The sequence below is a fragment of the Arthrobacter sp. KNU-44 genome (assembly GCF_051843155.1).
In the GTDB taxonomy this organism is placed as follows: domain Bacteria; phylum Actinomycetota; class Actinomycetes; order Actinomycetales; family Micrococcaceae; genus Arthrobacter.
The window spans coordinates 1-25,310 of sequence record NZ_JBPXNG010000002.1; the positions used below are offsets into that span (position 1 = coordinate 1).

A 25,310-nucleotide genomic window follows, 5' to 3' on the forward strand; every position below is an offset into this window, starting at 1 on the left:
GGACTGTCTGAATAACGGTGTGTGGCTCCGGCCTGATCCGAAAGGAGACGGCCGTGTCTGAATCCACGACCGAGATGACAGGGGTGATGATCGATCCTGTGACGGGAGAGATCATCGATCAGAAGGAGCTTGCGGAGCGGCTGCTCGCGCAGGCCAAGGAACAGGGCGTGAGCCTGGTGGGCCCGGGCGGGCTGCTGAACCAGCTCACCAGGAACGTGCTGGAAACCGCTCTGGAAGCGGAACTTACCGAGCACCTCGGGCACGAGCACGGCCAGACGCCGATCGCAGCCAACATGCGCAACGGCACCCGGCCCAAGACCGTGCTGACCGAGATCGGCCCGGTCGAGATCGAGGTGCCCCGGGATCGGGACGGCTCGTTCGAGCCGGTGATCGTGCCCAAGCGGAAACGGCGCCTGGACGGGATCGACCAGATCGTGCTCTCGCTCTCCGCCCGGGGGCTGACTACCGGGGAGATCGCCGCGCACTTCGAGGAGGTCTACGGGGCCAAGGTCTCCAAAGACACCGTCAGCCGCATCACGGAGAAAGTCGCCGGGGAACTGGCCGAATGGTCGTCCCGGCCTTTGGACCGGATCTATCCGGTGCTCTTCGTCGACGCGGTCGTGGTCAAGGTCCGTGACGGGCAGGTGCGCAACACCGCGTTCTATGTCGTCATGGGCGTCACCGTGAACGGGGAGCGGGAGATCCTGGGGATCTGGGCCGGCGACGGCGGCGAGGGTGCCCGGTTCTGGCTGCAGGTCTTTACCGAGCTGAAGAACCGGGGCGTCGAAGATGTGTTGATCGCTGTCTGTGATGGGCTCAAGGGCCTGCCGGAGGCGATCACGACCACGTGGGAGCGGACGGTCGTGCAGCAGTGCATTGTCCATTATGCCGACCTTCGGATTATGCCGATGTGGTCGCGGGATCCTTTGCGGGACAAGGGCCCGACCCTGGCAAGGTCGGCATAATCCAGTGCGCTGATCCATGCTTGCCTTTCCGTCGTGGAGAGGAGAACGTCATGGTCAAGGTATTGCGGTCGTTCGTGCGGGGACCCTTGGAGCCGCACGTCGAAGGGTTCGCCGGGCAATTGCTTCGACAAGGGTATTCGCGGGCCTCGGCCGAGCAGCAGGTCTGTTTCGTCGCGCATCTGGACCGTTGGATGCAGGGTGCGGGCGTCGGTCTAGGCGATCTGAATGGGGTGGTGCTTGACCGTTACCTGGCCGAGAGACGTGGAGCTGGCTATCGAGAATATCGGTCGGTCAAGGCGTTGCAGCCGCTGCTGGACTACCTGGTTCCGCTTGGAGTGCTGCCTGTCCCGCGTGAGGTTCCGTTGGGGCCGGTGGAGGAGTTGTTGGCCGACTTCCGCGGCTGGCTGCTCCGTGAGCGGGGTCTTACCGAGGGCACGGTTCGCGGCTACGTCGACTGCGTGCGGCCTTTCGTCGCGGGTCGCCTGCGCGGTGAGGTGCTCGACCTTGCCGGCCTGACCGCAGCTGACGTCACCGGGTTCGTGCGGACTGCTTGTCCCGGACGGGCTGTCGGGTCGGCGAAGTTGATCGTGTGCTCGTTGCGGTCGCTGCTGGGCTGGTTGCATGTCACCGGCCAGGTGCCCATGTCGCTGGCCACAGCGGTGCCGTCGGTGGCGGGTTGGCGGCTGTCAGCCTTGCCGAAAGGACTCGAGCCTGACGAACTGCGGCGTTTGCTGTCCGGCTGCGATCGGCGCACCACGGTCGGTCGGCGCGATTTCGCAGTGATGCTGCTGCTGGCGCGGATGGGCCTGCGCGCTGGCGAGGTCGCAGCTCTCGGGTTGGACGATATCGATTGGCGCCGCGGTGAGGTGGTGATAGTGGGGAAAGGCAACCGGTCCGAACGATTGCCACTGCCCGATGAGATCGGCGCGGCGATCGCGGCTTACCTTCGCCGGGGCAGACCTGCCGACGCCGAGGGACGCAACGTCTTCGTTCGTGTTCACGCCCCGCACCGGCCATTGACCACCGGAGGCGTGACCATGATCGTGTTCGACGGCGCGCAACGCGCAGGGCTCCCCAGAATGCACGCCCACCGGCTGCGCCATACCGCTGCCACCGCGATGCTGCGCAGCGGCGCCCCGCTGACCGAAGTCGGGCAGGTCCTTCGGCACCGGTCAGCGATGTCCACGGCGATCTATGCCAAGGTCGACCACGCGGCTCTGGCCGTGCTGGTCCGGCCCTGGCCCGTCGACCCGGCCAGTGGTCTGTCATGAGCCGGCTTCTGAATGAGCAATTGGCTGACTACCTGGGGCTGCGCCGTGCGCTGGGTTACCGGTTGGCCCGGCCGGAGAAGCTGCTCCGCCAGTTCCTCGATCATCTCGAGCAGGCCGGCGCGGATGTCGTCACGACCGAGGCGGCGCTGGACTGGTCGCGGCTGCCTGCCAACGCAGACTCTAACTGGCACGCCTATCGGTTGTCGGTGGTTCGTGGCTTCGCCACCTACCTGCGCACCCTCGATCCGGTGCATCAGGTCCCAGCCCCGGACATGCTGCCGCAGCGGCCGCACCGCGCGAGCCCGTACTTGTATTCCGACGCCGAGATCGCAGGGCTGATCGCCGCGACGGCCACGCTACGCACCCCATTGCGGCGGGCCACGTTCTCGACGCTGATCGGTTTGCTTGCCGTGACCGGCATCCGCGTCGGCGAGGCGATCGCATTGAACCAAGATGACCTGGACCTCACGCAACGGCGGCTCCTGGTGCGGTTTGGGAAGTTCGGTAAGACCAGAGCGCTGGTGCTGCACCCAACGACAGCAGACGAGCTGCGCGGCTACCAGCAGCTGCGTGATCGGCTTGCCCCGTCGACCGGGACGTCGGCTCTGCTCGTATCCACGGCGGGAACCAGACTGATCTACTGCAATGTCCACCACACGTTCAAGCAGTTGTCCCGTCTCGCCGGTCTGCGACCGCGATCCGGGTCATGCCGGCCCCGCATCCACGACCTTCGGCATTCCTTCGCCGTGCGGTCGATGCTCGACGCCTATGCAGCAGGCCAGGACGGGCAGACCCGCCTGACGCTGCTGTCCACCTGGATGGGCCACGTCCATCCGGCCAGCACCTACTGGTATCTATCCGCATCGCCCGAGCTCATGGCCTTCGCCGGGCAACGCCTCGACGCATACCTCGCCGACCAGTCAGCAGGCCGGTCATGAGCGCCCTCGCCCCGACCTTGGAAGCGTTCTTCACCGACCGCCTTATCCGGCAGCGGAACGCCAGCGCACACACAGTTGCCGCCTACCGCGACAGCCTGCGGCTGCTGCTCGGATACGCCTCGGCACAGACAAGGCTCACGCCGTCAGCACTGGATCTATCCGATCTCGACGCACCGTTGATCGCCGGCTTCCTCGATCACCTCGAACACGACCGGGGCAACAGCATCCGCACCCGCAACGCCCGCCTGGCCGCGATCCACTCCTTGTTCCGGTTCGCCGCAATGGCCCACCCCGAGCACGCCGCCAGCATCGCCCGGGTGCTGGCAATCCCGCCAAAACGCTTCGACCGGGCCCTGATCACCTACCTGAAAGAGGCCGAGATCAATGCGCTTCTCGCCGCCTGCGACCGAACCACCCGGACCGGCAGACGCGACCACGCGCTGCTGCTGCTCGCCGTTCAGACCGGGCTACGGATCTCCGAAATCACCGGGCTCACCCGCGCTGACGTGCACCTTGGCACCGGCGCGCACGTCGCTTGCCACGGCAAAGGGCGCAAAGACCGGATCACCCCGCTGACCAGCGGCACCATCACCGTCCTCCGCGGCTGGATCAACGAACAGCACGGCGACCCCAACAACCCCCTGTTCACGACCCTCCGCGGCGCGAAGCTCAGCCACGATGCAATCGAGCACCGAATCGCCCACTACGCCAGCACAGCGGCCGCCGCCTGCCCATCACTGCAGGGCAAAACGATCACAGCACACGTGCTCCGGCACACCTGTGCCATGCGGCTCCTGCACGCCGGCGTCGACACCAGCGTGATCGCGCTATGGCTCGGTCACGAGAGCGTCGACACCACGCAGATCTACCTACACGCAGACCTCGAACTCAAGGAGAAGGCCCTGGCCAGAACCAAACCACCCACCGGCCGGGCCGGCCGATACCAGCCGCCCGACAGCCTCATCGCCTGGCTCGAAGGGCTCTGATTATGCCGACCTCGCCAGCGTCAGACCCCTGTCCCGCAAAGGATCCCGCGACCACATCGGCATAATCCGAAGGTCGGCATAATGCACGTTATGCCGACGTCGGCATAACGTGCACCTGATCCGCAACAGCTTCCGCTACGCCGGCCGCCAGCACCGCGACGGGATCGTCAAGGCGCTCAAGCCGGTCTACACGGCCCCGTCCGAGCAAGCGGCGAAGGACCGGTTCGCCGAGTTCACGGCCGAGTGGGGCCAGCGATACCCGGCCATCGTGCGGCTCTGGGAGTCCTCCTGGGCGGAATTCGTGCCGTTCCTGGAGTACGACGTGGAGATCAGGCGGGTGATCTGCACAACAAACGCGATCGAGTCGATCAACGCCCGCTACCGGAGGGCCGTGAGGGCCCGCGGGCACTTTCCAAACGAGGCCGCCGCCCTGAAATGCCTGTATCTGGTCACCAGGTCCCTTGATCCCACCGGCGGAGGTCGGGCACGCTGGGTCATGAGGTGGAAGCCTGCGCTGAACGCGTTCGCGATTACCTTCGCCGGCCGGTTCGAAAGAACCATTCACTAATGAAAACCGGCCGGACCCACACACCGTTTATCGGACAGTCCCGTGTTTACAGCCGGGACCGGGCTGATCCCGCAGCGCTAGCGGGGCGTTTCCGGCCCGAGGTATTCGCTGTGCGCGCGAGATCGTAGAGGCGGTCGTGTTCGGCGCGGTCCGCATCCGAATCGGCATACCCGTCGGTAACTCAGGGAACCATGGGAAAATATGGTCCGTACGTTGCGTGGGTCAAGGATCCGGTGGCATCGTTACCTCTGTGACGAGGGGCTGAATCAATGCATATCACAGCCAAGGGCCTGGCCAGGCTCATTCCGGCAGACTTCACACTCGGTGTGGCCACGGCGGCCTTCCAGATCGAAGGCGCGCTGAACGAGGATGGCCGTGGTCCGGCAGGGTGGGATGTTTTCTCGGCCCGCCCCGGGGCGGTCGTGGACGGTGACAGCCCCGCGGTTGCGTGCGACCATTACCATCGGATGCCCGAGGATGTTGCGCTGATGAAGCAGCTGGGCGTGGATTCGTACCGCTTCTCCCTATCCTGGCCGCGCGTCCAGCCCGGTGGCAGCGGTCCAGTGAACCGGGCCGGACTGGACTTCTACGACCGTCTCCTGGACGAACTGCTCGCGAACGGGATTTCCCCGATGGTCACCCTCTACCACTGGGACACGCCCTTGCCCCTGGATGACGCCGGCGGCTGGCTCAACAGGGACACCGCCTACCGACTCGGCGAGTTCGCCGCCATCGCCGCCGCAGCCTTTGGGGACAGAGTGGCCCGATGGGTGACCATCAACGAGCCTGCCACGGTCACCACGAATGGTTACACCCTGGGGCTACACTCGCCCGGGGAATCCCTACTGCTCGGGGCGCTGCCCACCGTCCACCACCAGTTGCTGGGCCACGGCCTCGCTGTCCAGGCATTGCGGGCCGCCGGCGTTCCCGGGGAGATCGGAATGACCAACGTCTATTCGCCCATGGTTCCTAACTCCATCAATCCCCTGGACAAGCTGAGCGCCGCTTTCATGGACATCGCGCAGAACCGCCTGTACGCGGACCCAGTGCTCACAGGCAAGTACCCGGACCTGATCCGCGCCGCCAAGTTCTTTGGCTCCTTCGACCACCCCGACGAGGACATGAAGATCATCTCCCAGCCGCTGGACTTCTACGGGCTCAACTACTACATGCCTACCAAAGTCGCCGCGGGCGCCGGCGACGGCACCGTGCCGGCCAACATGGCGGAGGCCATGGGAGACGACTTGAGCGCCACCTCTGGTGGCAGCACTCCATTCCACCTTGAAGCGTGGCCGGAAGCGGACATCACCGCCTATGGGTGGCCAGTGAAGCCCGATTACTTGGGCGTGACCCTGAGGGAGATGGCCGAACGGTACCCCAACCTCCCCCCCGTCATCCTCACCGAGGGCGGTGCCAGTTTCGAGGACATCATCGTCCGGGACACGCGCACGAACACCACCTTCATCCCGGACGAGCGGCGGCTGAAGTACCTATCCGACCACCTCGAGGCCGCACTGAAGGCCACGGCACCCGGCGGACCAGCCGAGGTAATAGACCTGCGCGGCTATTACGTGTGGTCACTGATGGACAACTTCGAATGGTCCGCCGGCTACAGTCAACCGTTCGGCCTGATCCACGTGGACTTCCAGACCCTGGCACGGACGCCCAAGGCGTCCTACTTCTGGCTTCAGGAACTCATTGACGAACGAAACTCAGCGGCCCCGGCGCGCGCCCACACCACCAAGGACACGGATCCGGGACAGGGCACCAAACACGCCGCCGACAACTGACTTCCGATCCGGTCCTTCCAATCGATCAGGACAATGCCTCCCGGTTCCCGTGGAACACCAGACGACTCGACAACGAAAGATTCCGAGAAGGCGCCCACGAATGGCCGCCGTTGCACCACCACCGGCGGTAGAAGGCCGAACGGGGGCCCCATCAGACTGACATACCCAAGTCATGCAGTCCGGTCCCCACCCCACCATGAAGAAGAAACTAGACCACGGACCATCCCCCACCCACAGAAGGCAAGGCAGAGGACCCGACAAAAGACCCCCGAAGGAACACACAAAAACCTGATTTGTGCACGGTCAGAGGGCCAAAGGCCCCTGAGCTGCGACAACATTGTGCCAGAGGTGTGATTCGAAACCGCATTCAGGGACCCGAAAACACTGGGAACTCCCGGAAACATAGCCGGTTCGGCCCAATCCGGCCGATGTATGGCTCAGTCCAAAGGCCAAGGTGTTGTGTGTTGTACATACCCCAAATCTCGCCCTCCAGACTCCCCGCCAACCGCTTGCAATTTCCCACAATCAGCTTGGAATCCCACCCACCGGACCTACCGTCGAATCAGGTGTTTCTCGATCAGGACGGCGCTGCGCGGCAAATCGATGTCGCCCGCGGCCACGGCCCAATACAGATCGCAGCCCTCGTCGGCGCCGAAGTCGTGCCTGTAACTGCTGATCCACACCAGGAGCACCATGAGCCAGAGGCGTCGGCGTAGCTCAAGTAGGGCGCCAGCCTGGATGCCATAGCTGCATTTTACGTCGATCAAGGAGTGCTCCACATCGCATTGACATCAAACGGGCACCTAATTACGAGGCGCCTAATTACGCGGCGCCAAGGCCCTGAACGAAGAGCCATATTCCCCTGACCGACTCAGCTAGGGGTCTCCAGGTCAATCACTATCTCGTTGCGTCGCATGAACCATGGCTTGAACGGTGGATCAAACCGCGCGGACCGCGGAGTCCCGGCAGGGGTGAGCCCAGCCGCCCGCAAAGCACTGTTCAGCTTCTCAAGATGCCGCTGATAGCTCACCGCGCTCCAGCGCCCGCTGTAACGGATTGCCGCTGCAAGGCTCTGGGGAACTGTCCGCAAGTGCACGTTCGGGTCGGTGGGGACGGGTGCGTTCTCGATAGTGAAACCTTCCGGCAGAACAAAAGCAACCCGGAATTTTGGCTCTCCTGTCTCACCCGGCTGCCTTTCGATTCCCTGCCGCACGACCGGGGCAGTCATCGCGATCTTTTCTGGAGCTGAGTCCTGAACCACCGGCGCAGTCATCGCCACTTTCTGTTTGGAGCGGTTCTCTCCGCTGATATAGGCAAACAGGTAGCGGAACGCACGGTTGCCGGAGTCTTCAAAAGTGCCTTCGACAAGGACCTCGGCCAGTAGGTGTTCGGGATACCTTCGAACCTCAAAATCGTCGTAGCTTCGCACAATCTGGTAAGGCTGCTGCGCCGTCATGGCATCACGCTACTCCCGCGGCGTTGCCCAGGCCATGAGGTTCCTGAGGATGGTGAAGATTGGTAGGTAGCCGCCAGCCTCCCGGGTCTCGAATTCGCGCTCGAACTCCACGGCGTTCTCTTTATCCAATCGAGGCCAAAAGAGGCAGACGAAGGTTGCCGGTGCCGGTCGAAGAATCGGTGAGGCCCCGTGGCGGGGACCGCTTCGCAGTACCGAAGGCGCCCCGCGGCTTGCCGGCTATTCATAGCGCTGGCGCATTAGCCCTGCTCGGGCAGATTCTTGATTTTTTTGCTGTTGCTCCGGCCTCCGGCATCTCTCCGCCCCAGCGGGCAGACCCGAGTCGGCGGATAACGGCTATCAGCATGTCGCGCAGTTCCTCCACACCGATATCGACGCCGGGAGCCAGATTCCGGGCAAGCGTCCGAGCCTGGGCAAGGGCCGTTTTGCCCAACTCGGAAACAGCCACCCGCTGCGAGCGCCCGTCCACGCGACTTCGTTCCCGGGTAATGTGCCCGTGCGCCTCGAGCCTCGAAAGTGTCTGTCCCATGGTTTGCGCCTGCACCCGGACTTTGGCTGAAAGCCGGGCCTGCACCATGGACCCTTCCGCATCGAGAACTTCCAGCGCTATGACCCCCGCATGGGTCAGGCCCAGGACGGCAAGCTCCTCATTCCAGGCATGCTCGACCAATCGCGCGGCAGTGGAGAGCAGCCGTGGAGTTGTCCAGTCATTTAAGTCCGGCATACCCCGAGAATAGTAAGCCTGCTTCCTATGTGGGGTCACCGGAGTATCTGCGGACGACGGCTTGTCCGGAAGTCCAACGACGCGCCAGCTGAAGATCGGTACCACGATCGCGTCCAGATAGAGGATCGGCTCAAGGGACCGGCGCTTCCAGAGCTGTAAGTTCATCGAGCACGTCGTCGGTGATTTTGGAGAGGGTCTCGTGTGAGAGTTCGGTCCTGATCGTGGACTCCTGATGGTGGACTCCTCATGGTGCTGGATATCGCGGATGGCTCGGGAAGCAAACAACTCAAGAAGGCACTCCTCAGATCTACCTAGATAGGCTCATGCCGCGACCATCGTCCAAGGCCCACTACGACCGGAAACACCCCCAAGGCAAGAAGCACAACGCCGCCGTCATCTGTGTGGCCCGGCGCCGCTGAATCGTTCTCTTGGCCATGCTCAAAAACGGAACCCTCGATCATGCAAAGACTCCCAAGCCGCTTGACCATAAAGCATAGGAGATTGCCCTCCCCGGAATCTTCTCGCTGCGCCAGGACGGGGCCGTAGGGGTCAGCTTTTCGGCTTGAGCTTTCCGCGGGCGATGCTGTCGGCGGAGTGGGCCGGATCTCCGTTGTACAGCTGGTCGGAGACATCGACAATGGGGTACTGGGCCAGATCAATCCCTGCCGGGATGGCGAAGCTGCCGGAGTCATTGGCGAGGACGCCCAGGCTGACCATTTTGGACAAGTCGGCAGAGCCGACCCAAACTCCACGGAATCCCGCGATGTGGTCGTTGGAGAGCCTGACCACGAGCCGGCGGGTCCCATCGGGGAGTTGCTCCACGCGTGCGTCTCCGCTACCGGTGTGCGCGGGCAGCGGGGACAGGGTTGTTTGGGCCAGGATGACGGTTGCAGGAGCCGACTCGGTGGACACGGGGGCCGGGATTCCGGTGTCCCGGAGGGCTCCGGCGGCGGCCCACCCGGCAGCCGTGCCGAGGACGATGCCGGCGGCCACGGCAATCCAGAGCCCGGGACGGGCACGGCGGTCTTTGGACCGTAGCGGAACCGGTGCCCCCTCAGATCCGTTGCCGTGTTTCGATGGCGCGTCGGGCGTGGCCGGCCCGATGGCCGGGGACGGGTCCCGGCCGGCCTGGCGGCTCAGGGGATCTGCCGCGAGGCTCGGTGAGAGGCCGAGGGCTTGATGGATGGCGGTCCAGTTCTGGCTGCCTGGTTCCTCCAGGTCGATGCCCGCCGGATCGAGGGTGGCGATGTGAACGGCGTGCTGCAGGCCCCGGAGGGTTTCGCTGCATGTGGGACAGCTTGCGAGGTGGTCTGCGTCGGAGTCTGTGGCCAGGGGCTCCCCGAGGGCAATCAGACTGAGAAGCTCGGCGTCAAGGTGTTCCATGTTCCACCTCCAGCCGGGTGCGCAACCGGGTGAGGCTGCGCCGGATGTGGCTTTTGACGGTACCGAGCGGAAGATTCAGGCGCGAAGAGATCTGGTCGTGGGTCAGGTCTTCGTAAAATGCCAGCCGCATTATTTCCTGCTGCGGATCCCCTAGATGTTCCAGTTCTTCCTCAAGGGTCAGGCGGTCGGCGACTTCTTCGACGTCCCCGGCATCGGGGCCGGGGACGGGGTCAACAACCAGGAGAATCGCTGCTTGTTCGAGATGGCGCTGGCGGGAGCGAGCAGACAAGGCATCGGAGATGGCATTGCGGGCGATGCCGATCAGCCAAGCGGGCAGTCGTGCCGCCTCGGGGCGATAACTGGTCCGTGATTTCCAAGCCCGGATGAAGACCTCCTGGGTGACGTCGTCGGCCGCGGCACGCTCTCCCAAGGTTCGCAGCGCCAGCGTGTAAACCAACGGACCAAACCGGCGGTACGCCTCCGCGAGGATGCGTTCGTCGCCACCGGCAAACGCGTGATCGAGACCGGCGTCCCAATCATGCGTTGCGGCAGCCTCCATCGGGTGTTCCTTTGAACGGCAACGGGTCCTGTTGAAGCACATTATGCCCCGACCATCGTGGCTCCGCCATAGCCGAACGGCGCCCGCCGCCCGGGATGCCACGGAACACATGCCGGTTGGGGCCGTGGTCGACGGGCCCCAACCGGCAGTGGGAACGGGATGGCAGCGGGCGCTCCGGACGTCTACTCCTCGTGGTTGTTGTCGCGTCCGCGCGATGAGGAGTCCACCACCTGCACGGCAACTCCGAGGTTGTTCTCGGCGAGGCTTCCCCAGGCGTAGACGATCGTGTTCTTCCCCTCCGCGACCTTGACATCGGCGGGACCGATCAGCGGGGCGGTGGTTCCGGCGGCGGCGACCGAAGCGGAGACGGTCCCGGCATTAAGGGTCAGAGCCTTTTGATGCGGGTTGGTCAGTCCCTTGATGACAGCGGTCCCGCCGGCCAGGACATCGACGGCGGGCGCCGCAGCGACGTGCCTGACGGTCAGCTTGCCCTTTCCATCAGGGCTGGCCGAGGTGTCATTGGTGAAGAGCGTGGCCGTCGGGGTGCCGTCAGCGGCCAGATGCGCGACCGCCGTGTAGTCCCGGCCTGCTTCCAGGTCGACCGTCACGGGGCCGATCACAGGGTTATCGGCGCTCGTGGCGTCGGCGCCGGTAATAGCAATCTTGTGGTCGCCGTCGGGGACGGTCAACGGGCCCGCCAGCATGCCCGGCTTGAAGTTGTCCAGGGCCCGCTTGCCGTCGACCCAGACGTCCACCGTAAGGCCAGGGACGCCGTGAAGGACGGACAATTTTGCTGTCCCGTCGTCGTGGTGATGCCACGTGCTGGCCTGGGCCGGGACGGCCAAGGCCAGCGATGCCAGCAGCGTCATTGCTCCGGCGGCTGCAAAGATTTTCTTGCGCATTTCCAACTCCTCAAAGGGGCCCGAGTGGGGGCGGTGGTTTTGCTTACACCCTTACTACCGGCCGAAGACCATCCCCGGATGCACCCTTACGGAAGTTTCTTCGGCTTGCCGTGGACGCCGGCCGTTCGCTTCCACGAGCTAACCAAACCTTCTCGGGTAACCAGCGCGCGCGCGGGCCTGCATTCCGCGCGGCGGGGAGGACGAGGAGGTCAGGACGCGCTGGATTCTTGGTGGTGAGATCGTGGGTTGTTGGGGCCGGTCTGATGAGCCTGTTTCGTCCCCTCCGTGGAGTCACTGACGATCGCAGGAAGTAGAGCCAATCGTTCGGATGACAGTCAACTAACCCGGGGAAAGGAACGCAGGGTCTGGATGCAGACCGCCTTCATCGGTTTCTTCTGCGTGAGCGCAGATTGTCAGCGGGTGGTCGTGTACCAGATCAGCAGCATCGTGACGAATAACCCGGTCGCCTAGATCAGCCACAGGAACCGTTCCCAGCCGCGGTGGGCGTGTTCGGCCCTGTCGTCTTCGAGGGAATCGACACTTGGCCGCGCCGACCACATCCAACCCGGCAAATACAGGCCCCTACGATGCCCGGCAAAACCTTGGTGCCCGGATATGGCACGTTTTTTCACAAGCTCGCCGCGAATTCGAGCCGCCTGCCGAACGCGCTCCGGGGTGCCCCGCGAGGAGGCGGAGGAACCACAGCCGAAACGGCGAACCCGACGATGAGACATGGGACCACCCCGTTAAGCCGGCAGCCTGCCAGACTGTAAGTCCAACCCTCGATCGAACAAGGTGGACCAAGTGTCGGCTGAACTCCAACAGACGAGCGGGCCCATAGCGACGGCCAGAACGGGACTCGGGCGCCAAATCACGGCACTTTTGGGATTTCTGGTTCTCTCCTACACGGTGTCTTTCCTGGGGTCCGTGGCCATCCTTGGGAATGCCTCCGGCTGGTACGCAGCGGCCAACAAAGCGCCCTGGACGCCCCCGGGCTGGGTTTTCGGCTCGGTCTGGGCGGTGCTGTACACGGCGATGGCCGTAGCTTCGTGGCTGGTCTGGCGCCGACGATCGGCCAAGACCCGCGCAGCCATGACCGCGTACGGTATCCAAATGGCGCTCAATCTGGCGTGGGCACCCACCTTTTTCGGCATGTACCCCGCATGGGGCGACACCGCACTATGGCTGGCCCTACTCCTGATCGCCGCACTGGCCCTGGCCGCGACAGCCACCGTCATCCTCTTCGGTCCCATTAACACAACAGCAGGACTGCTCATGCTGCCTTATATTTCCTGGATCGTGTTTTCCGCCAGCCTGAACCTCTATGCCGCAGCCAACAACTAACGAACCCCGGACCGGCCAAGTACGAGTCTGGACGGGTTGCCTTGGCAAGAAGAAGCAGAGCCCATCCGGACGGCGACAACGGTACCCACAGGTTATGCCGAGCATCCCGAGATTCGGGTCCCAATTCGGAGTGACGGAAGGCTACATCGTCGCGACTCCCTTTCAAGATGCGTCCGACGCTTCCGAACGCCGGCTTGTGTATGTCGGGGTCACCTCCGCCGCAAAATCACGGGACTAGCAGGTCCATGCCCTCTTCGGCCTGTGCGCACTCGTCCATAACTCGATCGCCGGCTTGACCGCCTAGATCGAAGCAGACCATCAAACAGATCAGTCACCGCACCCGGCCCATCTGAATCAGAGCAAGGACGAACCTGTGCTCAAGAAACTAATGACGGGCCGGGGAGCCGGGACCGGCAGGCCGAGGAAGCATCGCCCATCGAGAGTTCAATAGCTGACGGCGATCGGTTCCGCCTTATTCCGGCCGGGCCCGGTCCGGCGCGGCGTTTGCGGACTTGAGTTCCGCCTCGAGGCGCCGGTTGTCGGCCTCCAGGACCAGGACCATCCGGATGCCGGCCAGGTTCAAGCCCGATTCCAGAAGCTCCCCGATCCGCCGCAAGGTCACAAGGTCGTTCTCGCTGTACTGGCGGGTCCCGCCCAGGGTCCTGCCCGGTTCCAGCAGGCCCTTGCGTTCGTAGAGGCGCAGGTTCTGCTGACCCGTTCCCACCAGTGCGGCCGCAACGGAAATCGCATACACGCCCCTCCCCCGGTCCCCGGCCTGCCCCATCGGGCACCTCCAAAATCCTTCGAAAATCAGGCTTGCCCTGACCCATATGCAGTGCTATAAGAAATATATACCAGCCACCATAGATCAGCTGGATTGACAACAAAAAACTGCGATCTGCAAGGAGTGACACACCATGCTGATGCGAACGGACCCCTTCCGTGAACTCGACCGGCTCGCCGAACAGGTACTCGGCACCACAGCCCGGCCGGCGGCCATGCCCATGGACGCCTGGCGGGAAGGCGAGGACTTCGTGGTCGCCTTCGATCTGCCCGGAGTCAACGTGGACTCGGTGGACATCGACGTCGAACGCAACGTCCTGACCGTCAAGGCCGAACGCCCGGACCCCGTCGGCGAGGACACGGAACTGATCGCCTCCGAACGGCCCCGCGGCATCTTCAGCCGCCAGCTCATCCTCGGCGACGCGCTGGACACCGAAGGCGTCAAAGCAAACTACGACGCCGGCGTCCTGACCCTGCGCATCCCGGTCGCGGAAAAAGCAAAACCGCGCCGCATCGAAATCGAAACCACCGGAAAACAGCGCCAGGAAATCAACGCCTGACCGCCGGCGCACCCTCCCGGACCGGGAGCACCACAGCGGCCCACCATGCAAAGAGGGCGGTCGAGTTCACAGACCACGCCACAGCGCAGCCAGCGCACGGATGGATGAGGCCCCGAGGATGACTCCCGCAACGATGGTCCCCGGCCGAACAGGCCGGGGACCATCCCCGCCCACGGAAACACCCCGCATCCAAAACACACACCACCGCCAACCATGAGGAACAACGGCCCCGACCTTTACGAGACCCTGCAGATCGCCCCCACCGCCACGGCACGCGAGGTGACCCGCGCCTACCGCACGCTCATCCGCAGCCGGCACCCCGACACCCGGGCGGCCCGCGAACACCCCACCGGCCCCGGCCCGACGGAACCGGAGACGAAGACCCAAAAAGAGCTGCAGGAGCTCCGGGACATCATGGCCGCCTACGCCATCCTCGGCAACCCGGAAAAGCGGGCCGCCTACGACCGGGAGCACCCGCGTCCAGCCGCGAACGCCACGCCGCAACGCCCCGGCCCCGTTCGGATCCCAAGGCAGTTGCCTCCCGCCACGGCGCTGCTGATCGGACCGGTCATCTGGGAGCCGCCCGCCCGACGGTCCCCGGGAACGCCGCTCCGGCAACCGTCATATCCGCCAACCCGCTACACGCTCATCCTGCAGATCAGGCGATAAGAGCCGGAAAACCACACCAGCCCAAGGAGCCCCCATGAGTGCCTGGCGACCCTACGACAACCAACTGATGCCCGCGTTCTACGAACGCTTCGAAAAACGGTGGGGCAAAGGAACAGCCCCGTTCCTGGACCCCGAAACCCACGAACAACCCACCCCCCGGGCCCAATGGATCAACCCGGACACCGGCGCCGCAGTCGCGGTCGTCCCCATCTGGACCGAAGACCCCCAGCACCGCTCCTTCGCCGTGTTCTACCTACCCCCGGCCGGCGACATCTGGATCCTGCGGCCCGGCTACACAAACTACCTCGAAACCGACCCCAAAAACCCCGGGCAAGCCACCCTCCGCAACGACGCCTTCCGAAAAGCCGTCGCACACGCCAAGGAATTCATCTACGGAACCCAACCCTGAAAACCGTTCCCCGGAGCACACCATGACCCCTCCACAGATCAGCCAGTTCCTCCAGGAATGCATTGTTCACGATGACCCAAGCGAGTCAGGGATCAACGCCGACGCGCTCTACGGGCTCTACGTCAGCTCGTGCTCCCTGAACCGCAAAATCCCCCTCCACGACCACGCCTTCCGCACCGCCCTGCGCCTCGCCGGCCTTCGCACGGAAAACAACGGGAAGAGCAAAAAGAGAGTCTTCCACGGCCTGCGCACGACAGGACCAGCCGCCGTGGACCACATCCTCAACAGCAGCGCCCAAACCCCGGCGGACCCCCCTGGCGGAGAAGGAATTCACGGTCTGGCCGGCCGCGATAACGGACCTAAGCTATTTCTGGCTGTTAATGGATTTCCACACCGCTCCGGCTGACATCATGACCGAGTCCGTGACGATGAGGGTCCAACTCGGGCCCTCGCCGGACACTGTCCGGTATGGAGGCGTGCGCCTCATCCGCTGACTGACCCGCCCGACGGATGCTGTCTTCTGGAAGAGTCCGGTTCATATCGATGCCCGTTGATATCAACGCATCAAGCAATTTAGTTTGCTGACAGACAAGTTCGACAGGTCACTGCTGTCACCATTCGGTGACATAATGAAATCGTGAAGGAAGACGTTTGACGAACACGGCAAGCATTGACACGCCCGCGGCGGCCGGAGCGATCATCCGCGCCCGGCGACAGGAACGCGGCCTTTCACAACAGTCGCTTGCACAGGCGAGTGGTGTTTCACGGAAGTTCCTTGTTGACCTCGAGGCCGGCCACGAACGGGCCGAACTCGGCAAGACCATGGCCGTCCTCCGCACCCTTGGATTGTCCCTGACCGCCGCGGACGCCATCCCCCGCGGTAGCGACTACGACCCGGCACGGCGGGACTACGCCGAAACGTTCGCCCAGCTGATCGGCTCACGGGACTTCGAATTCGCCATCAAGATGCTCGCCGACTACGCCACAGCCTCCCTCAACGCCGGAAAGCCACTGCTCCAGCGCAGCCCCCGGCTCAAGGACCCGCACTGGTCCGCGGCCCTGGCCGGGATCACCAACTACACCGCACACCGGCTCGGGCAACCCGCCCCGTCCTGGACCAAGCGCGTCAAAGCCCTCAACCAAGCGTGGATGCCGGCCGAGTCATACCGGAACGTCAGGGAACCCATGAAGAAACTCACCATGTCCGAAACCCCAGCCGAACTCGCCGCCCTGAACGTCTTCATCCGCGAACGCAGCCTAGCCACCGCATGAGCGGCGGGGAACTCACCGCTAATCAAATCCGCGCTCTCCTCCACGAACTCGGCCGACGCCTGCAGGCCCGAGGTGTCCGCGGCGACGTCAAACTCGTCGGAGGTGCTGCGCTCATCCTCCAAGGAATCAGCAACCGCCCCACCGCCGACATCGACGCCAGCTACGCCGACCCCGCCACGGTCAACACGGTCGTCACCGAGATGGCCGAGGACTACGATCTTGCGCCGGATTGGCTGAACTCCACCGCGGCAGCGTTCGTCCCGGACAACGCCACCTGGGTGACCCTGGAACAACTCGACGGGCTGACGATCCAGGCCGCGGACACCGAAACGCTCCTGGCGATGAAAATCGCCGCCGAGCGCGACAAGGACGCCCTCGACATCGCCCGGCTCCTCCGTAGGCTCAACATCACCAACGCCGACGACGCAGCCGCTACCCTCGAACCGAACGAATAATCTCCCAGACCAGCCCTCCAGAAACCGCCTCAACCCGGCCCCGCGTTTGGATCACCATCTCCGACATCGAGACGAGCAGTCGCCCGAGCCCGCTTCGGGGGCGGAAACCCTTACTGCCAAGAAGACAGCCGTCACACAACCCGTACAGAGGGACTGTACTGAGACCTTCTCGGCCAGCATGATCTCACCTCAGCCGACACGAGGGGTAACCTCCCGCCATTGTCGGAAGAACCTGCAGGTCCCGGCGCATATTCTGAGACCAGCTCTATCCGATCCTGAAGGAAGCCATGCCCGAAACCTCACGTCCATTACGCAAACTTGGATTCCTCACTATCGGCCTGTTCGATCCGGCGGATCCCGCCTCGGGCCACGAATCCACTCTGCAGATCATCGAACTTGGCGAAGGCCTCGGATTCGACAGCGCTTGGCTGCGGCACCGTCATCTGCAGTTCGGAATCTCCTCCCCCGTCGCGATGATGGCCGCCGCCAGCCAGCGCACCTCACGGATCGAGCTTGGAACCGCCGTAACCCCGCTGGGCTGGGAAAACCCCTTGCGCCTTGCCGAAGACCTGGCCACCGTGGATCTGCTCGCCGGGGGACGCATCAATCCGGGGCTGAGCGTGGGTGAACCGATGCACTACGACACAGTGAAGCACGAGCTGTACCCGGATTCCTCCGAGTTAGAGGATTTCAGCTACGGGCGCCTGAACCGATTTGCCCGTCTGATCGCGGGGGAAAGGGTGCGGGACTTTTCCGGCAGGCAGGGTGTAGTCGAGGAATTCTCCAACCGCGTCGAGCCGCACTCTGCCGGGCTCCGGGATCGCCTTTGGTATGGGGCGGCCAGCAGGAAGTCGGCCGTCTGGGCCGGGGCAAACGGCTTCAATCTGCTCTCCAGCAGCGTCATCTTTCCGGAAGCGGATCAGGAACCGGACTTTGCCCGAATCCAACAGGCGCAGATTCGTGCCTTCCGTGAAGCCGCTGAAACGTCAGCCCAGGCGCACGGACAGGCCCGTGTGTCGCAGGGCCTGGTGGTGATCCCAACTGATTCGGCTTCGCCGGGTCAGCGGGAGAAATACCAGCGGTATGTTGATGAACGCACTCCCCGCACACGGGCGCCGCAGGGGGGAAGGGGCATGCTGTTCGCGGCGGACCTCATCGGTACCAGCGACGAGATCGCCGAGCAGCTATACGCACACGCGGGATTTCAGGAAGTCGACGAGGTGGCGTTTGCGCTGCCCTTCAGCTTCGACCACGAGGATTACATCCAGATCCTCACCGACATCGCCAGCAAACTCGGTCCAGCCCTGGGATGGACGCCAGCTGAAGTCCGGCGCGACCCGCAGTAGGCGTCACGGTCTACAATCGACCACACGTTGGGCATTCCCTGGCGCCTGTGCGCTGCCGAGTCGCGGTACTCCCAGTTGTCAGAGCGGTCCCACGAGCTCGCGGCCTGGCTCCCGACACCGGATCCCAAACACCGACACCCCGCGCCGGATTTTGCACTACGGACCCGAACTACGACAACCAGCCTGGGAGCTCAACTGTGCGGTAGCCTTTCATCCCATGGTCGATGCGAACCGGTTCCGAGTACTCCTTGAGGAGGAACGTGACCGCAAGGTTGCGCTCTTGAAAGCCCTGCTTGGGGACATCACTTCGGTAAACGAAGCCAGGCAGGACGCGAACGTCGACGACGAACACGATCCGGAAGGGAGCACGATCGCCTTCGAACTTTCCCAGGCTTCCGCACTCATGGAGCAGAGCCGGGCGGGCCTAGAGCAGATCGAGGCCGCTTTGCTGCGGATTGCCAACGGGAGTTACGGATTGTGCGCCGTGTGCGGCAAGCCCATCGCGGAGGGTCGCCTGGAGGCGAGGCCTTGGACTCCATATTGCATAGAGCACGCATCCGGTCAGAGCTAAGCCACGGCGAATACCCCTCCGGCCACTCGCTGCCAACGACGTACGATCCGGCGTGAGGACCCATCTGAAGCATCCCGCCGTCGACGACGCCGGTAAAGCCGGGAAGGCAATCACCGCAGCGACCTCGGCACTCTCCAGACCTCCCTTCCTCGACCCAGCTTTCTACGATGGCAGCATCGGTTCGGGGAGACGAGCCACGGGTACCGGGGGTGGCTGGTACAGAAGGTGCGGGAATGGTTCGCGAGGCGATCACGGCGGACAACGGCGGCCCGCATGGCCATCGTGTTGACTACGCGGCTTCGGCTGTCGGGGAGGGCCCTCAGGAACAGGCCAGCCGCTTGATGCCGGAGGCAAAGAGGCGCAGCCGATGGTTGCGGTCGAGGTCCCCGAGGGTTACGCCCTATCGCACCGGACTATCGGCGAACAAGCCGCCACAGCGACGTCACCTCGGCCGTGCGCTCCTCGAACAGGGGATCGTCACGGTCCGATGCCTTCGGATGCGTTGGCTTGGTATCGAGCCGTTCCACCACCTTCAGCCCAGCCGCCGTGATGGCGGTCAGCAGATCGTCACGCGTCCGTAGGCCAAGGTGTTCGGCCAGGTCGGAGAGAACAAGCCAGGCCTCACCGCCCGGCTCCAGATGGTCGGAGAGTCCGTCCAGGAAGCGGAACAGCATCCTGCTCCCGGGGTCGTAGACGGCGTTGTCCAGGGTGGAGTGCGGCGTGGCCGGAATCCAAGGCGGGTTGCACACGATGAGGGGTGCCCGCCCCGGCGGGAACATGTCGGTCAGGACGGCCTCAGCACGGTCCTCGACACCGAGGTTCCGGAAATTCTCGGCGGCGCAGGCGATTGCACGCGGTTCATTGTCCGTGGCCACCACGCGGTGGACGCCACGGCGCGCGAGGACGGCAGCGAGTACACCCGTGCCGGTTCCGACGTCGAACGCCAGCGTGTCAGAGGGCAGCGCAGCGGCGGCCACGAGATCCACATACTCGCTCCGGGTGGGGAAGAACGTGCCATAGTGCGGGTGGATGCGGCCCTGCAGGGCATCGACGTAGACGCCATTACGCCGCCACTCGTGGGCGCCAATGGCCCCGACAAGCTCATGCAGGGACACAATGGAAGATTCGCCGATATCACCGTACGCTTCAGCGGCGGCCTGCCGAATGTCCGGTGCGCGGCGCAGCGGCACCACCGGGCCCGGATCAAGAGGAATCAGTAGAAGGCCGAGAATGCGTGCGCGGTGCGAGCGGGACTGGCGGTGCCGATAGAACTTGTCGGCCGGAGTTGATGCGATCTCTTTCTTTCCGGCGCCTATCCGTCGGTCCATGGCGTTGAGGATCTGCCGTGCGTTGTGGAAGTCACCGTGCCAGAGCATCGCGATCCCCTGTGACGCCATCCGGTTCGCATCATCGGCCGTGAGAGAGTCGGAGACCACTTCAACGCGCGTCGACGCCGGCCTGCCGTTCGCCGAACGCCATGGCGCGGTCATGCTCTCACCAGCCTCGGCCCATGTCACAAGGGCACGCTCAACCACCGTAGCTCTGCGCTCGGGTTTGAGGGCCGGCGTCGGGATTCCCACGGGAGCTGGCTTGTCGGTAGTGATAAAGATCCATTCCAAGAGTCCGGAGGCCGATCGGAGGCTGACGATTGCGGCGGTGATTCGACAACGTGGATGGCTACGGCCCAAGTTTCCGGACCGTCATCCGGCCGCGAACCGAGCTTGGTTGATGGCCGCTGGAACCATTCAACCTGCATTGTCAGGATACAGGTGTGCCGTGGCCGCCGCCCGTCTACTATTTGGCTTACCGGGCAGATCTCACGCTCGTTACAGGGCTCAGTCCTGAGTACAGCCTCCGCTGCCGGAATATCGGGAACGCCTCCCGCATGAGGTCCCGTCTCGGCGTTGGAGCGGCAGCGGCGGCCAGGCCACAGCCCGCGAACTTATCGCCAGAGGGACGCCAACACAAGCTTTGTACACACGTTAAAGCGAAAACCCCCTCTGACCTGCGGAAACACTGTGCCCGAGGGCCAGTCCGACGGACAAAGTGTGTATGTTGCACACACCCCGATTCTGTCCTGTGAACTCCCCCGCCGACTGTTAATCGGGCATTCCGACAATCAGCTTGGGACCCCTCCCACCGCACCTAGCGCCGCCTATCGTGATGCGGCTGATGGTGAGGCCCGAGGGTCCGAATGGCGTGTACTGCGCCGATGCTCCTTCTCGCGCTGGGCGCAAGGGTGCACTAGCCTTGCCCTGCAAGGCTAGTGTGTCGGTGTACCACCCTCGTCTTGATGACGTTTAGTAGTTGCTGGTTCGTGCTTTCACCTGATCGTCGCTGAGTCCGGTGACCTGATCGATCCACGTTCCGAAGTCACGGCTCGGTGCGTAGCCTGTCTCGGTCCAGCCGAGCTTGCTTGGCTTTACGGGGGGTGCTGAGATGTCCAGGCCGAACCGTTGGACTATGGCCCGGGCCCCGGGGAAAAGGCGGTCTGCGGTGCCAATTGGGTCAAGTTTCCACTCGGCCAGGTCTGCGGCTGGGACTGCGTCCGGATGGAGGGCATCCAACACCAGACCGTTGTCGTTTGATGCCACATAGTCCACCGACGACACGATTGCGTCGAGCACGTCATTGCGATCTACGCGTTCGTAGAGCAGGCCGCGACCATAGTCACGGGCCCAGTCTGTCCAGGGGACCAGCGAAGCAGGACGGACGGCAACATATGAGATGCCGTGGCGCACGCGGTGATAGTCCAGAAGCTGCTCGCCGATGACTTTCGTGAATCCGTAGACGTCGTTCGGCTCATGCCAAGCCTGCGAGGAGAGCCAGACCACTTTCCGGACACCGGCGTCGATGGCTGCTTGCAGGGTGCGGAATGTGCCATTTACATTGAGGTCCCAGAATTCCCTTTCAATGTGATCGACGACGTGGATGCCGTGCAGGGCCGGCAGGTGCACGAGAATGTCAGCGTCGACCATCACGGCCTGGAGACCCTCTCCTGTCTGGACGTCCGCGGCAGCGAAACGTGCTTCGGCATCGAGGCCGTCGACGGGTTTACGGTCGGACAGGGTCAACTGGTATCCAGCGGCTAGGAGTCGTGGGGCGAGGCCACGGCCCATGTTCCCGCCGGCACCGGTCATAACGACGCGCGTACCAGTTGGTGCAGTAGAGGCGTGGTTTCCGTGAATCATGATGCTCCTTTCCGGAAGTCGGGACACGTTGGAGGAGCAGATCAATGCGTGGGAGCGCGCCCCGAGGACGGAGACCCGGCCTCGGGACGCGCTCCTGGCGCGTTGGTCTGTCAGGGGGTCGGACGTATTGCCGTGTCCGGGCTGTAGGAGGTGATCTGGGAGGCTGTCCCGCTGTCGAGCACTTTCGAGTGGGTGGTCGATGCGTCGAGAACGACGTGCTGGGAAGCGACGTCGCTGACCACGTGGTTGAGCGCGACGACGTTGGCGTCCCCGCCGGCGATCAGGATCTGGGTCGGTTGGGCGCCGGCGGGGGCGATGTTGCCGGGCGGGACGTTGTAGGCGAAGAGGTTGTCCGAGATGAGGTTGTTGTCTCCCGCGACGTGGACGACGCCGTAAAGGTCGTCGAGGCCGTTGCCGCGGCCGATGAACGGCGGGTACCCCTCGTTGGTCCGGCGGATGTGGTTCGCCGTGATCAGGTTTTCCTTGCAGCCGTTCAGCAGGCGGAGCATGCCCGGGTAGAAGCCCTGGAGCCTGTTCGAAGTGACCGAGCACCGGTTGCAGCCTGTGAATTCGATGAGGCTGCGGCCCCGGGGGAAGAGATTGTTGCCCGTGACGAGGAGGCCCTCGTGGTTCTCCGCCAGAAGCGTGACCCCGTCAGGACCGGCGCCCATGTGATTGCCTCTGACAATTGTCGCCTGCCCGGCCCCGGTGAGCTCGACGCAGTTGCCGCATTCGGCGATCATGTTGTCGTTGACGCGGAGCGCGTCCGCGCCGCGCACGATCAGGGCATGTTCGAGGTAGACGAATCCCATGCCGGTGATGTGGAAGGAGTCGTTATCGGAGGCGACTTCGATTCCGGTCTTGCCGTTGTGGTAGCTGTTCTTGTCGGGGGTGAAACCGACTCCGTCGAGGCAGAAGTCCCGGAATACGATTCCTGAAAGACGCGGATCCCCCGCCCGCTTGACGAGGAATGCCTGGGGCGCGCTCGGAGAGGTCAGGACGCGGATGTGGCTGGCTCCGGGCTGGAGGTTCTGCCATCCCGTCGGGTTCGAGTTGTCGAGGATGCTTCGGGAGAAGAAGCCATGCCCGAAGCCGGCGATGGTCAGGTAGCTCACATCGACGACGACCTGGGTGTGCAGGTCGTAGTCGCCCGGAGGGATGATGATCGCGGCTCCGGGACGCGCGTCCGGGGACGACTGCCGCTGCTTGATGTCGGCGATGATGTCGTTGATGACCGCCCCGAGGTCGGACTGCGCGGTGACGTCCGGGTGCGCCTTGATCCTCCAGGTGGTTACGTCGTACGTGTTGGGCGAATTGAGGGGTGCGCCTTGCTGGCCGTCGGCCGCATTAGCATTCTGCGTTGCTCCAAGGGTCAAGGCAGCCGCAAGCGTTCCGGCGGCTCCCGCGCCGATCAGCCGGCGGCGGCTTGGATTCGCTTTTTCTAGATTGTTGCCAGTTACCACGGGTTCTCCTCTGTGAGATAAGACTGCTGCTGTTCAGAATCGGGCGCTGCCGGGTCGGCCGCCCAAGCTTGACTGTCCTTGTCATCCGCCTCGGCGGCATCACGCTTTTGTTCCCGGGAAACGGCTAATGTCCCACGTGGACTAATGTCACAACTGATGTGCCAAACCGTTTAGGCTCACCAGAGATGACACTAGGAGTACGGGATGACGGCTGTCAACGCCAAAATTCAGGCAGAAGTTTTTGGCACATCCGACGGCGTCTACCAATGATTTGTGACCCTTGACACCCTCCGCGCCCTGCGCGTAATCTGTTGCCAAGTCGTTTTGGCAAAACGGTTTTTCATCCTATCCCGTCTTCGTATTCCGTTCCCGAGAAAGGGAGTCGACAGCGATGTCCTCTCGAAAAACAATCTCCAGGCTTGCCGCCCTCGGCAGCCTTTCAACCGCGGTAATCCTGGCCGCGACCGCATGCGGCGCAGGGGGCCCGGCGACGTCCGGGGGCGCCGCCGGCAGTTCCATCAACGTCCTCGTGGAGGCAGGCGGCCATGCAGAACTGCAGCCCATCGCCGACCAGTGCAAGAAGGACACCGGGGTCAACGTCAACTTCGTCGAACTCCCATACGATGGCCTCTTCAACCGTCTCTCCAGCGAATTCTCCTCCGGCACTGTCTCCTTCGATGTTGCGGCTCTTGACTCCGTGTGGCTGCCCAGTTTCAAGGACGCCCTGCAGCCCATCGATGAGCTCTTCACGGACGAGGCAAAGAAGGACATCTTCCCTTCACTGGTCAAGGAAGCCAACGTCGATGGCCATTTCATTGGAATGCCGGCGTGGACCAACGCCGAGATAGTCCTCTACCGCAAGGACCTCTTTGAGGACGCCAAGAACAAGGCCGATTTCAAGGCCAAGTACGGTTACGACCTCGCCGCGCCGAAGACCTGGCAGCAGTACCAGGACATCTCCGCCTTCTTCACCAAGGACGGCATGTATGGCACGGACGTCAAGGGCGGCGTTGAAACCGAGTACCTTGCCCACGTGCTCCAGGCCGGATCGCCGATGGTCATGGACAGCAACAACAACGTCGTGATCGACAATGCGGCCCACAAACAAGCGTTGGATTTCTACACCAGCCTTGTCAAGGACGCCCCGGCCGGCGCGGCCCAGGTCGACTGGGCGGCCGCCCAGAACCTCTTCAACCAGGGCAAAACAGCCATGACCCAGTTCTGGGCCCATGCGTACCGGCAGATCCCCAAGGACTCCCCGGTCTACGGCAAGGTCGGAACGGCCCCGATGATCGGCGGGTCCGCCGGTGTTGCCGGTGTTCCCGGCCCCTGGTACCTCTCGGTACCCAAGGCCACCAAGAACACGGACGCCGCGAAGAAGTTCGTCAAATGCGCCTTCGACCACAATGACCTGGCCATCCAGTCAAGCCTTGGCCTAGCAGCACGGGTCTCCGCCTTCCAGAAGTACCAGGACCAGCCCGGCTACGAGAGCTTCAAACCGCTGATCGAAACACTCAACGCTCCCGCGACGGCAACCCGTCCGGCAACAGCAAAGTGGCAGCAGATCGTCGACACCGTACTGGTTCCGATGCTTCAGAAGGCCGTTGCCGGCGGAGACAGCACGACTTTGCTGGCGGACGCCAAGTCCAAGATCCAGGCCCTCCTTAAGTAAGACTCCGCGGCCGGC

24 protein-coding genes and 3 pseudogenes are annotated in these 25,310 nt (G+C 63.7%); 16 read left to right on the forward strand and 11 right to left on the reverse strand.

Annotated features, from left to right (window positions below):
* Nucleotides 1-86 precede the first annotated feature (86 nt).
* The 6 genes and pseudogenes from ACSVHC_RS00890 to ACSVHC_RS00915 form a co-directional block, all read left to right on the forward strand.
* Nucleotides 87-884 (forward strand): annotated as a pseudogene (locus tag ACSVHC_RS00890) (IS256 family transposase); the annotation flags it as partial.
* 131 nt (nucleotides 885-1,015) lie between these two features.
* Nucleotides 1,016-2,236 carry a tyrosine-type recombinase/integrase gene (locus ACSVHC_RS00895; protein ID WP_439180390.1) on the forward strand — a complete coding sequence of 407 codons (1,221 nt, stop codon included), beginning with the start codon at nucleotides 1,016-1,018 and terminating at the stop codon, nucleotides 2,234-2,236.
* A complete protein-coding gene (locus ACSVHC_RS00900; protein ID WP_439180391.1) occupies nucleotides 2,233-3,174 on the forward strand; it encodes a tyrosine-type recombinase/integrase in 942 nt (313 codons plus the stop codon). The genes ACSVHC_RS00895 and ACSVHC_RS00900 overlap by 4 nt, the downstream gene beginning before the upstream one ends.
* The gene (locus tag ACSVHC_RS00905) at nucleotides 3,171-4,160 is read left to right on the forward strand and encodes a tyrosine-type recombinase/integrase (protein WP_439180392.1); all 990 of its coding nucleotides are present in this window, start codon (nucleotides 3,171-3,173) and stop codon (nucleotides 4,158-4,160) included. Before ACSVHC_RS00900 ends, ACSVHC_RS00905 begins: the two co-directional genes overlap by 4 nt.
* 109 nt (nucleotides 4,161-4,269) lie before the next feature.
* Nucleotides 4,270-4,728: pseudogene (locus ACSVHC_RS00910) on the forward strand (transposase); the annotation flags it as partial.
* A gap of 269 nt (nucleotides 4,729-4,997) precedes the next feature.
* Complete coding sequence (locus tag ACSVHC_RS00915) at nucleotides 4,998-6,518, forward strand: GH1 family beta-glucosidase (protein WP_437773689.1); 1,521 nt, start codon at nucleotides 4,998-5,000, stop codon at nucleotides 6,516-6,518.
* Nucleotides 6,519-7,069: 551 nt separating this feature from the next.
* Here the strand turns inward: ACSVHC_RS00915 and ACSVHC_RS00920 are convergent.
* From ACSVHC_RS00920 to ACSVHC_RS00950, 7 genes and pseudogenes are all read right to left on the reverse strand, one after another.
* Nucleotides 7,070-7,285, reverse strand: a complete 216-nt coding sequence (locus ACSVHC_RS00920; RefSeq protein WP_437773688.1) for a hypothetical protein — start codon at nucleotides 7,283-7,285, stop codon at nucleotides 7,070-7,072.
* A gap of 104 nt (nucleotides 7,286-7,389) precedes the next feature.
* Nucleotides 7,390-7,974 (reverse strand): SOUL family heme-binding protein, encoded by a 585-nt coding sequence (locus tag ACSVHC_RS00925; RefSeq protein ID WP_437773687.1) that lies wholly within the window; start codon nucleotides 7,972-7,974, stop codon nucleotides 7,390-7,392.
* Between the two features lie 241 nt (nucleotides 7,975-8,215).
* The gene (locus ACSVHC_RS00930; protein ID WP_439180394.1) at nucleotides 8,216-8,716 is read right to left on the reverse strand and encodes a MarR family winged helix-turn-helix transcriptional regulator; all 501 of its coding nucleotides are present in this window, start codon (nucleotides 8,714-8,716) and stop codon (nucleotides 8,216-8,218) included.
* Nucleotides 8,717-8,809: 93 nt separating this feature from the next.
* Nucleotides 8,810-8,954: pseudogene (locus tag ACSVHC_RS00935) on the reverse strand (transposase); the annotation flags it as partial.
* Nucleotides 8,955-9,265: 311 nt separating this feature from the next.
* Nucleotides 9,266-10,099, reverse strand: a complete 834-nt coding sequence (locus tag ACSVHC_RS00940) for an anti-sigma factor (RefSeq protein ID WP_437773686.1) — start codon at nucleotides 10,097-10,099, stop codon at nucleotides 9,266-9,268.
* Nucleotides 10,086-10,658 carry an RNA polymerase sigma factor gene (locus ACSVHC_RS00945; protein ID WP_437773685.1) on the reverse strand — a complete coding sequence of 191 codons (573 nt, stop codon included), beginning with the start codon at nucleotides 10,656-10,658 and terminating at the stop codon, nucleotides 10,086-10,088. Before ACSVHC_RS00945 ends, ACSVHC_RS00940 begins: the two co-directional genes overlap by 14 nt.
* Nucleotides 10,659-10,840: 182 nt before the next feature.
* Nucleotides 10,841-11,560: a DUF4397 domain-containing protein gene (locus tag ACSVHC_RS00950; RefSeq protein WP_437773684.1), complete on the reverse strand. Its 720-nt coding sequence runs from the start codon at nucleotides 11,558-11,560 to the stop codon at nucleotides 10,841-10,843.
* An 804-nt stretch (nucleotides 11,561-12,364) separates the two neighbouring features.
* On the opposite strand from ACSVHC_RS00950, the gene ACSVHC_RS00955 reads away from it, so the two are divergent.
* A complete protein-coding gene (locus ACSVHC_RS00955) occupies nucleotides 12,365-12,904 on the forward strand; it encodes a TspO/MBR family protein (protein ID WP_437773683.1) in 540 nt (179 codons plus the stop codon).
* Between the two features lie 472 nt (nucleotides 12,905-13,376).
* Here ACSVHC_RS00955 and ACSVHC_RS00960 read toward each other — a convergent pair whose 3' ends face one another.
* The gene (locus ACSVHC_RS00960; protein WP_437773682.1) at nucleotides 13,377-13,688 is read right to left on the reverse strand and encodes a MerR family transcriptional regulator; all 312 of its coding nucleotides are present in this window, start codon (nucleotides 13,686-13,688) and stop codon (nucleotides 13,377-13,379) included.
* Between the two features lie 133 nt (nucleotides 13,689-13,821).
* Here ACSVHC_RS00960 and ACSVHC_RS00965 point away from each other — a divergent pair, with 133 nt between their 5' ends.
* The 8 genes from ACSVHC_RS00965 to ACSVHC_RS01000 all read left to right on the forward strand — a co-directional run bounded on the left by ACSVHC_RS00965 (nucleotide 13,822) and on the right by ACSVHC_RS01000 (nucleotide 18,969).
* A complete protein-coding gene (locus tag ACSVHC_RS00965) occupies nucleotides 13,822-14,247 on the forward strand; it encodes an Hsp20/alpha crystallin family protein (RefSeq protein ID WP_437773681.1) in 426 nt (141 codons plus the stop codon).
* A 213-nt stretch (nucleotides 14,248-14,460) separates the two neighbouring features.
* The gene (locus tag ACSVHC_RS00970; RefSeq protein ID WP_439180395.1) at nucleotides 14,461-14,916 is read left to right on the forward strand and encodes a J domain-containing protein; all 456 of its coding nucleotides are present in this window, start codon (nucleotides 14,461-14,463) and stop codon (nucleotides 14,914-14,916) included.
* Nucleotides 14,917-14,950: 34 nt separating this feature from the next.
* The gene (locus tag ACSVHC_RS00975; RefSeq protein ID WP_437773775.1) at nucleotides 14,951-15,325 is read left to right on the forward strand and encodes a hypothetical protein; all 375 of its coding nucleotides are present in this window, start codon (nucleotides 14,951-14,953) and stop codon (nucleotides 15,323-15,325) included.
* Nucleotides 15,326-15,347: 22 nt separating this feature from the next.
* Nucleotides 15,348-15,731, forward strand: a complete 384-nt coding sequence (locus ACSVHC_RS00980; protein WP_437773678.1) for a hypothetical protein — start codon at nucleotides 15,348-15,350, stop codon at nucleotides 15,729-15,731.
* 245 nt (nucleotides 15,732-15,976) lie between these two features.
* Nucleotides 15,977-16,597, forward strand: a complete 621-nt coding sequence (locus tag ACSVHC_RS00985; protein ID WP_439180397.1) for a helix-turn-helix domain-containing protein — start codon at nucleotides 15,977-15,979, stop codon at nucleotides 16,595-16,597.
* Nucleotides 16,594-17,052, forward strand: a complete 459-nt coding sequence (locus ACSVHC_RS00990) for a DUF6036 family nucleotidyltransferase (protein WP_437773676.1) — start codon at nucleotides 16,594-16,596, stop codon at nucleotides 17,050-17,052. The genes ACSVHC_RS00985 and ACSVHC_RS00990 overlap by 4 nt, the downstream gene beginning before the upstream one ends.
* Before the next feature lie 287 nt (nucleotides 17,053-17,339).
* Nucleotides 17,340-18,398, forward strand: a complete 1,059-nt coding sequence (locus ACSVHC_RS00995) for an LLM class flavin-dependent oxidoreductase (RefSeq protein WP_437773675.1) — start codon at nucleotides 17,340-17,342, stop codon at nucleotides 18,396-18,398.
* Nucleotides 18,399-18,615: 217 nt separating this feature from the next.
* Complete coding sequence (locus ACSVHC_RS01000; RefSeq protein WP_437773674.1) at nucleotides 18,616-18,969, forward strand: TraR/DksA family transcriptional regulator; 354 nt, start codon at nucleotides 18,616-18,618, stop codon at nucleotides 18,967-18,969.
* A 413-nt stretch (nucleotides 18,970-19,382) separates the two neighbouring features.
* Here ACSVHC_RS01000 and ACSVHC_RS01005 read toward each other — a convergent pair whose 3' ends face one another.
* The 3 genes from ACSVHC_RS01005 to ACSVHC_RS01015 all read right to left on the reverse strand — a co-directional run bounded on the left by ACSVHC_RS01005 (nucleotide 19,383) and on the right by ACSVHC_RS01015 (nucleotide 23,623).
* Nucleotides 19,383-20,459: a methyltransferase gene (locus ACSVHC_RS01005; protein ID WP_437774010.1), complete on the reverse strand. Its 1,077-nt coding sequence runs from the start codon at nucleotides 20,457-20,459 to the stop codon at nucleotides 19,383-19,385.
* An 810-nt stretch (nucleotides 20,460-21,269) separates the two neighbouring features.
* Nucleotides 21,270-22,160 carry an NAD-dependent epimerase/dehydratase family protein gene (locus ACSVHC_RS01010; RefSeq protein ID WP_439180398.1) on the reverse strand — a complete coding sequence of 297 codons (891 nt, stop codon included), beginning with the start codon at nucleotides 22,158-22,160 and terminating at the stop codon, nucleotides 21,270-21,272.
* Between the two features lie 110 nt (nucleotides 22,161-22,270).
* Entirely contained in the window at nucleotides 22,271-23,623 is a 1,353-nt protein-coding gene (locus tag ACSVHC_RS01015; protein WP_439180399.1) for a NosD domain-containing protein, read from the reverse strand.
* Nucleotides 23,624-24,014: 391 nt separating this feature from the next.
* Here ACSVHC_RS01015 and ACSVHC_RS01020 point away from each other — a divergent pair, with 391 nt between their 5' ends.
* The gene (locus ACSVHC_RS01020) at nucleotides 24,015-25,295 is read left to right on the forward strand and encodes an ABC transporter substrate-binding protein (protein WP_437773671.1); all 1,281 of its coding nucleotides are present in this window, start codon (nucleotides 24,015-24,017) and stop codon (nucleotides 25,293-25,295) included.
* The last annotated feature ends 15 nt before the right edge of the window (nucleotides 25,296-25,310 follow it).

Excerpts from the sequence above, each read along its gene's own strand:
- ACSVHC_RS00895 (WP_439180390.1), top strand. The coding sequence starts at position 1,016 with ATGGTCAAGGTATTGCGGTCGTTCGTGCGGGGACCCTTGGAGCCGCAC.
- ACSVHC_RS00900 (WP_439180391.1), top strand. The coding sequence starts at position 2,233 with ATGAGCCGGCTTCTGAATGAGCAATTGGCTGACTACCTGGGGCTGCGC.
- ACSVHC_RS00905 (WP_439180392.1), top strand. The coding sequence starts at position 3,171 with ATGAGCGCCCTCGCCCCGACCTTGGAAGCGTTCTTCACCGACCGCCTT.
- ACSVHC_RS00915 (WP_437773689.1), top strand. The coding sequence starts at position 4,998 with ATGCATATCACAGCCAAGGGCCTGGCCAGGCTCATTCCGGCAGACTTC.
- ACSVHC_RS00925 (WP_437773687.1), bottom strand. The coding sequence starts at position 7,974 with ATGACGGCGCAGCAGCCTTACCAGATTGTGCGAAGCTACGACGATTTT.
- ACSVHC_RS00930 (WP_439180394.1), bottom strand. The coding sequence starts at position 8,716 with ATGCCGGACTTAAATGACTGGACAACTCCACGGCTGCTCTCCACTGCC.
- ACSVHC_RS00940 (WP_437773686.1), bottom strand. The coding sequence starts at position 10,099 with ATGGAACACCTTGACGCCGAGCTTCTCAGTCTGATTGCCCTCGGGGAG.
- ACSVHC_RS00945 (WP_437773685.1), bottom strand. The coding sequence starts at position 10,658 with ATGGAGGCTGCCGCAACGCATGATTGGGACGCCGGTCTCGATCACGCG.
- ACSVHC_RS00950 (WP_437773684.1), bottom strand. The coding sequence starts at position 11,560 with ATGCGCAAGAAAATCTTTGCAGCCGCCGGAGCAATGACGCTGCTGGCA.
- ACSVHC_RS00960 (WP_437773682.1), bottom strand. The coding sequence starts at position 13,688 with ATGGGGCAGGCCGGGGACCGGGGGAGGGGCGTGTATGCGATTTCCGTT.
- ACSVHC_RS00965 (WP_437773681.1), top strand. The coding sequence starts at position 13,822 with ATGCTGATGCGAACGGACCCCTTCCGTGAACTCGACCGGCTCGCCGAA.
- ACSVHC_RS00970 (WP_439180395.1), top strand. The coding sequence starts at position 14,461 with ATGAGGAACAACGGCCCCGACCTTTACGAGACCCTGCAGATCGCCCCC.
- ACSVHC_RS00975 (WP_437773775.1), top strand. The coding sequence starts at position 14,951 with ATGAGTGCCTGGCGACCCTACGACAACCAACTGATGCCCGCGTTCTAC.
- ACSVHC_RS00980 (WP_437773678.1), top strand. The coding sequence starts at position 15,348 with ATGACCCCTCCACAGATCAGCCAGTTCCTCCAGGAATGCATTGTTCAC.
- ACSVHC_RS00990 (WP_437773676.1), top strand. The coding sequence starts at position 16,594 with ATGAGCGGCGGGGAACTCACCGCTAATCAAATCCGCGCTCTCCTCCAC.
- ACSVHC_RS00995 (WP_437773675.1), top strand. The coding sequence starts at position 17,340 with ATGCCCGAAACCTCACGTCCATTACGCAAACTTGGATTCCTCACTATC.
- ACSVHC_RS01000 (WP_437773674.1), top strand. The coding sequence starts at position 18,616 with ATGGTCGATGCGAACCGGTTCCGAGTACTCCTTGAGGAGGAACGTGAC.
- ACSVHC_RS01005 (WP_437774010.1), bottom strand. The coding sequence starts at position 20,459 with ATGACCGCGCCATGGCGTTCGGCGAACGGCAGGCCGGCGTCGACGCGC.
- ACSVHC_RS01010 (WP_439180398.1), bottom strand. The coding sequence starts at position 22,160 with ATGATTCACGGAAACCACGCCTCTACTGCACCAACTGGTACGCGCGTC.
- ACSVHC_RS01020 (WP_437773671.1), top strand. The coding sequence starts at position 24,015 with ATGTCCTCTCGAAAAACAATCTCCAGGCTTGCCGCCCTCGGCAGCCTT.